Consider the following 5,561-nt stretch of genomic DNA (forward strand, 5'->3'; position numbering starts at 1 on the left):
CAACTGGCCAGGCCAGCCAGAAGTTGGCCATAGGCGCTCTTTGCCACGACGGCCAATTGCTCGCTTGGCAGCGAACCGACGACGGCGCAGCCATAGCCCTTGTCCAGCCAGTAGACGGCCTGGGGACCGTCTTGCGCCGATGCATAGGTGCCCTTGGCATTCTGCGCCGATTGCGCCGTGACGAAGAGAGATATGCGCTCGCCCTTGTCGTCCTCGTAGAGCAGCATCGCGGCCTTGCTTTCTCCGGCCGGCAACAACCGGCCGCCGACCAGCTGGAAACCGTTCGCGGTCAGGTCCGGTGCCACCAGCTTCAACCCGACACGGTTGGACAGCCAGGTCTGGAGATGATCCTTGTCGCTGGCCGGCACCTCGACCGCATGCCGCTTTTCGGCGGCGAAGACGACGTGGGCCGCGATTGCCTGTTCGGCCAGTTGATCTTCGGCCGGATTCTCCTGTCCGATGCGGTCGATGCCGGCAAGGTAGCCGCCAAGCCCGCCGGCGACCACAAGAACGGCCGCCGCGGCGGCAAGCCACCAGCGCGAGCGCGAGGCCGCAGCCTTGACCGGCGTCTCGCCGAACACGACCTTGCGCAACCGCACTGGGACGGGTTCGTCCAGCACGCCGGCGAAGGCGGCGCGCAATGCCGTGCGATCGGCGGTGAAACGGGCGCTCCTGGCCTTCATCTCGGGATTGGCGTCGAGCCAGGCATCATAGGCGGCGCGCTCGTCAGCCGGCAGCTCGCCATCGATCGCCATGTGGATGTCACGTTCGGAGAAGTCGCGGCGGATCATTTCTCGACGATCCTTATTGCGCGACGGCGCGCCGTGTCGTCCAGCAGCCCGCGCAATTCCTCACGCCCGCGCGCAATGCGCGACATCAGCGTGCCTGCGGGGACGCCCAGAATGTTGGCGGCTTCGGCATAGGAAAACCCTTCGATGGCGACCATGACAAGAGCCGCACGGCGGTCGGGGCTGATTGCCTGCAATGCGTCGATGATCTCGCGCGAAGCGATGCTCTCCACCTGCTCGGCAGGCTGGGCCACCGCCTCGCCTGCTTCCAGCGGAAGCATCGTCGCCTCGCCGCGTCGGTTCACCTTGCGCATCTGGTCGATGAACAAATGATGCATGATCGTAAACAGCCACCTCCTGGGGCTTTCTCCCGTCTGCCAGTTGTCGAGCCGGACAAGCGCCCGCTCGAGACAATCCTGAACGAGATCGTCGGCAGCATCGCGGTCGCGCACAAGCGAGCGTGCGTAGCGGCGCAGTCGCGGTATTTCGCCAAGGATTGCTGCCTTCTTTTCGTGCATGACCGCTGGTTCTGGGTCGCCCTTGTTGATCCGATATTGAACGCGCCTTCTCGGCGCGGCGCAAGCGGCCAGCGCGAAGCGGTCCGCCGCCCCGGTCACCCAAGCAATGAGATAACGAGATGACGGGCCGTTTTATTCCCGGCTAAATTGAGTTCCTGTCGTCACTGCTCTCCGACCGATATTTTCTCTCTTGCCGCCCGCGTCAGCAGGCGCTGGTAGAACAGGCCGATGCCGATCAGCACGGCGCCAAGGCCGATGAAGGACAACGCCCGCAACACGCCTTCCAGCTCCGACATGTCGAAGACAAAGACCTTCAGCACTGCGACCGAGATCAGCACGGCCGAGGCAATGCGCAGCACCTGCGATTTCAGCCAGACGCCGGCGGTGAGCAACGCCACGCCGATCACCAACCACAGCGCCGAATAGGTGTAGGTTTCCAGCTGGCCGAGGCCGCTCCACAGGCCAATGAACTCGCCCTTGAACAGACGCCGCACCGACAGGGTGGCGTAGGCGAAGGCAAGCACGGCCGCCACCAGCGCCAGCATCTGCGCATACCATTTCGGCCGCTTGTCCCTGGCATAGAGCGCCAGTCCGCCGGCAGCGATGGCCGGCAGGAGATAGGCGAGGAACAACAGGTTGAAGACCGGGATCTGGCCTGTCGATTCGTCGGTGAACAACGGGTTCAGCACCACGAAATGCCGGATGACGATGAAGGCCACCGAAACCACGCCCGCCGCCATCGAGCCATAGCGCAGCACAGAGCTTGGCGAGCGCATGTCGATGGCGACAAGGATGGCGCCGGCGCCAATGGCGATCAGCGTGTAGATCGCCTGCTCGGCGAGCGTCATCGCACCCGTGTCGATGACGCCGCCATGCATGGCGTGGCGCACCAGCATGGCGAGCGTGAGCAGCGCAAACAGTGCCGCCGCCGCTTCCATGGCGAGGCGTGGGCGGCCGTTGGTGGTGCGGGCAAGCTGCCAGGCGGCGAAACCGAAGGCGAGCGCCGGCACGCCGTAGCCCGGCAGCAGCCAGTTGAAGACCGGCGTCGTCGACAGGAACTCTGCGCCGACAATGGTCGGGTCAAAGGCGACGCGGCCAAGCACGGCAATCACCGCGCCAACCGAAATCCAGCCGAGCACCGGATAGGAACGCCAGCGCGTCGCCAGCGTCGGCACGATCGCCGCTGCGCCGAGCAGGATGGTGGTCCAGCCGGAATTGAACGCCATATGCAGCATCAGGAGGCCGGCGACGGCCGCACCGCCCAGGGCAAACGACACCGCCACGCCGCCGGTGAGAGGCGGCTCTTCGCTGCGTGCGATCCACTCGCTGCCGGCCGTGAAAACCACGACCAGCAGTGCGGCGGCGGCGGCGTAGACAAAGTCGCGATCGAGATTGCCGAAGGTGAACCAGAGCGCCAGCAGGACGAGCAGCGGCACGATGACGCCCCACGCCGCCCATGAGGCCGCGCGGATCTGTGTCGCGGCGGCGAACCTGCGGGCGGCCCAGAAGCCGGCGCCTATGAAGACCAGGCCAAGCGCGATGCCGATACGCAATGTCAGCGCGTTGGACGTGGCCACCGGCAAGCCATCGACGCCCAGAGCGCCGGCCGAGAAGTCGGAGGCGATCGAAGTCGGCGGGATGATGCCGAGATAGATCATCACCGTCACCAGTCCTGCGGCATAGAGGAGCGGCAGCGCCAGTGGGCGATAAAGCGCGACGGCCACCATTGCGGCGATCAGCACGGCGCCCGGCAAGGCATCGCCGGCTGCGGCGAAGACCGGGTCGACTGACAGGCCGAGCGCCGAGAATGCGACGAAGAGGCCAGGCACGATGGACGGCCAGTCGAAAGCCCTGGCTGGTCCGGCCTCGTCGCCACGACGGCCGAGCCAGACAAACGCAAGTACCGCCAGCGTGACGGCGTCGATGAACAGGATGGTGGAGAGGTTCGCGACCGGCGCATCGGTCATGTAGAGGATGGTCCAGACACCGGTGCCGAAAAAGGCGGCCGCCATCAGCAACGTCCAGTCGCGCATGCGGGCGATGACGCCGGTGGCGGCAAGCACGATCGCGAGATAGCCGAACAGCGCCCAGGGATTGGGCGCCTGCGAGGCAACCAGCATCGGCGTCACCATGGCGCCGACGAGGCCAATGCCGGCCAGCGCCTGACCATGGACCAGGGCTGCCGCAATGGTCGCCACGCCAATGGCGCCGAGCAGCGTGAAGGCGAGCGCCGGGCCGATGAAGCCGTAAATGCCATGGGCGGCATAGACGGTGCCGAACAGGATGAAGGCACCGGCCGCTGTCAGGATCGCTGGAATATAGGCGCCGGCAACGCCTTGCACCGGCACCTTGAAGCCGGTGCGGCGGATGAACTCGCCGCCGGCGACCAGCACCAGGCCGAGAACAGCGGCCATGGTCAGCCGCACGCCGGGGCCGAAAATGCCGGCCTCGATGGTGTAGCGGATCAGGAACAGGCCACCCAGCGCCAGCGCGATGCCGCCGACCCAGACCGCCCAGCGGGTGCCGAGTGCCGTTTCGACATCCGACTGGCGGGCGGCTTTCGCTGCCGCGGCCGGCTCGGCAGGTTCTGCTGCCTTCGGCGCCGCATCACTTGGCGCCCATGGCCTGGACACGGCCTCGCCGGTTGGAACTTCCGCCTCGGCAACCGGTGCCTGCGCAGCGACCGCCTCGCTCACCGCCGGCAGGACGATATCGGCCGCGGCCGCAACGGCCGGAGCCACATCGGCGGGCGGCGCGCTGTCGGCGGTTGCCTGTTCGGACGGCTTGGCCGCCAGCGGCGCGGCGCCCGAAAGGACAAAGCTGCGCAGCGCGCCAAGCTCGCGCTCGATCAGGCCGATGCGGTTCTGCTGGCGCGAAATGATGACGAACAAGGCGATGATGGCGACAAGGCCGATCAGGCTTTCAAACATGGCGGTTCCCCCAAACCGGGCCAGTTTTCACTGACGTTCAGTCTCACTGACATTCAAATGCGGCGGCCAAACGGCCTGAAAGTCAACGCGCCGCCAGATTGGCCGCGGGAAAGATCGAGCATGTTTCGGTGCCAAAAGCCAGCAGCTTGCCGCCGGCATCCTTCAGCGTCGCTTCCGACACCGCCAGAGTACGCCCCTTGTGGACGACCTTGCCCTCGCAGATCACCTTGCCGGTCTTCGGTGTAATGGGCCGCGTCAAATTCACCTTGAACTCCGCGGTCGTATAGGCCTCACCCTTTTCGAGCAGCGTCTGCACGGCGCAACCCAATGCCGAATCGAGCAGCGTCGCCGCCCAGCCGCCATGCACGCTGCCCAGCGGGTTGAGGTGGCGCTCGTTGGGCACGCCACGGAACACCGCACGTCCTTCCGACACTTCGGTCAGCGCGAAGTTGAGCTGGAAGGAGATCGGCGGCGCCGGATACTTGCCGTCGATGATACGCTGCAGCAGGTCCAGGCCGGTGTATTCCAGGATGTCGGCATGCGGAATCGTGCCGAGGCCGAGCGGTGAGACCCAGCCCGGATACAATTCGACCTTGCTCATGCTGCGTTCTCTCCGGCTATGGTCTTGCTGCGCGCGTGGTGTTTGCGCAGTGCGGCAAGGAAGCCGGCGCGGGCGTCCGGCGGTTCGATGCCGCGCGGCTCATAGACGTGGCGGGTGAAGAAAAAGCCGGTCAGCCGGAAGGCGTCGTCGACCGCCGCCGGATCGCCACGCTGGCCTGAGCCGCGCTGCAGGAAGGCCGGCAGCGCCAGCATCTTGTCGCGCCATGGCAAGCCTGCTTCACGAGACACGGCGCGTCCGGATCTGGGTGAGACATAGGCAAGGTCCTGCCGCACGCCAGTGGCGGCGCATTGACTGAGATCGAGGCCAAAGCCGAGTTCGTCCAGCACCAGAAGCTCGAAGCGCGCCACCAGTTCGCCGGCAGCGTCGGCATCGTCGAGATGGACGATCATCACGGCAAGCGTTTCGTAGAGACCTTCATGAGCGTCGCGCTCGGGCAACAGGCGCAGATGCGCGGCCATGGTCTGCAGCCCATAGACTGCCACCGCGCTGTCCATCAGCCGGGCGGCGTTCATCTCGATCGCCTCGGCCTGGAACGTGCCGAGATGCTCGTCAAGCCGCGCCCGCCACAACAGGTCGACGCGATTGCCGGGTTGGAGGACGGGCTGCTGCTTGCGCGAGCRGCCGCCACGCACCAGGCCGAGATGACGGCCATGCGCGCGTGTCATCACCTCGAGAATGGCGCTGGTTTCGCCATGCTTGCGGG

The 5,561-nt window shown here is 66.1% G+C and carries 5 protein-coding genes; all 5 read right to left on the minus strand.

All coding sequences use genetic code 11. The annotated features are described in order from the left end of the window. Window positions 1–791: anti-sigma factor family protein (locus ACXJ7R_RS23765; protein ID WP_457153972.1), on the minus strand; the 791-nt coding region annotated here is incomplete at its 3' end. Then, a complete protein-coding gene (locus tag ACXJ7R_RS23770; protein WP_457153973.1) occupies window positions 788–1,306 on the minus strand; it encodes a sigma-70 family RNA polymerase sigma factor in 519 nt (172 codons plus the stop codon). The genes ACXJ7R_RS23770 and ACXJ7R_RS23765, both read right to left, overlap by 4 nt. A gap of 161 nt (window positions 1,307–1,467) precedes the next feature. Beyond that, window positions 1,468–4,236 (minus strand): DUF2339 domain-containing protein, encoded by a 2,769-nt coding sequence (locus ACXJ7R_RS23775; protein ID WP_457153974.1) that lies wholly within the window; start codon window positions 4,234–4,236, stop codon window positions 1,468–1,470. A gap of 82 nt (window positions 4,237–4,318) precedes the next feature. After that, window positions 4,319–4,837: a PaaI family thioesterase gene (locus ACXJ7R_RS23780; RefSeq protein ID WP_457153975.1), complete on the minus strand. Its 519-nt coding sequence runs from the start codon at window positions 4,835–4,837 to the stop codon at window positions 4,319–4,321. Further along, on the minus strand, window positions 4,834–5,561 hold a 728-nt coding region (gene recO / locus ACXJ7R_RS23785; protein ID WP_457153976.1), incomplete at its 5' end, for a DNA repair protein RecO. The genes ACXJ7R_RS23780 and recO, both read right to left, overlap by 4 nt.

The organism is Mesorhizobium sp. P5_C1, from assembly GCF_054049815.1.

What these genes read in the sequence shown, in the direction of transcription:
- ACXJ7R_RS23770 (WP_457153973.1), bottom strand. Translation starts at nt 1,306, where the DNA reads ATGCACGAAAAGAAGGCAGCAATCCTTGGCGAAATACCGCGACTGCGC.
- ACXJ7R_RS23775 (WP_457153974.1), bottom strand. Translation starts at nt 4,236, where the DNA reads ATGTTTGAAAGCCTGATCGGCCTTGTCGCCATCATCGCCTTGTTCGTC.
- ACXJ7R_RS23780 (WP_457153975.1), bottom strand. Translation starts at nt 4,837, where the DNA reads ATGAGCAAGGTCGAATTGTATCCGGGCTGGGTCTCACCGCTCGGCCTC.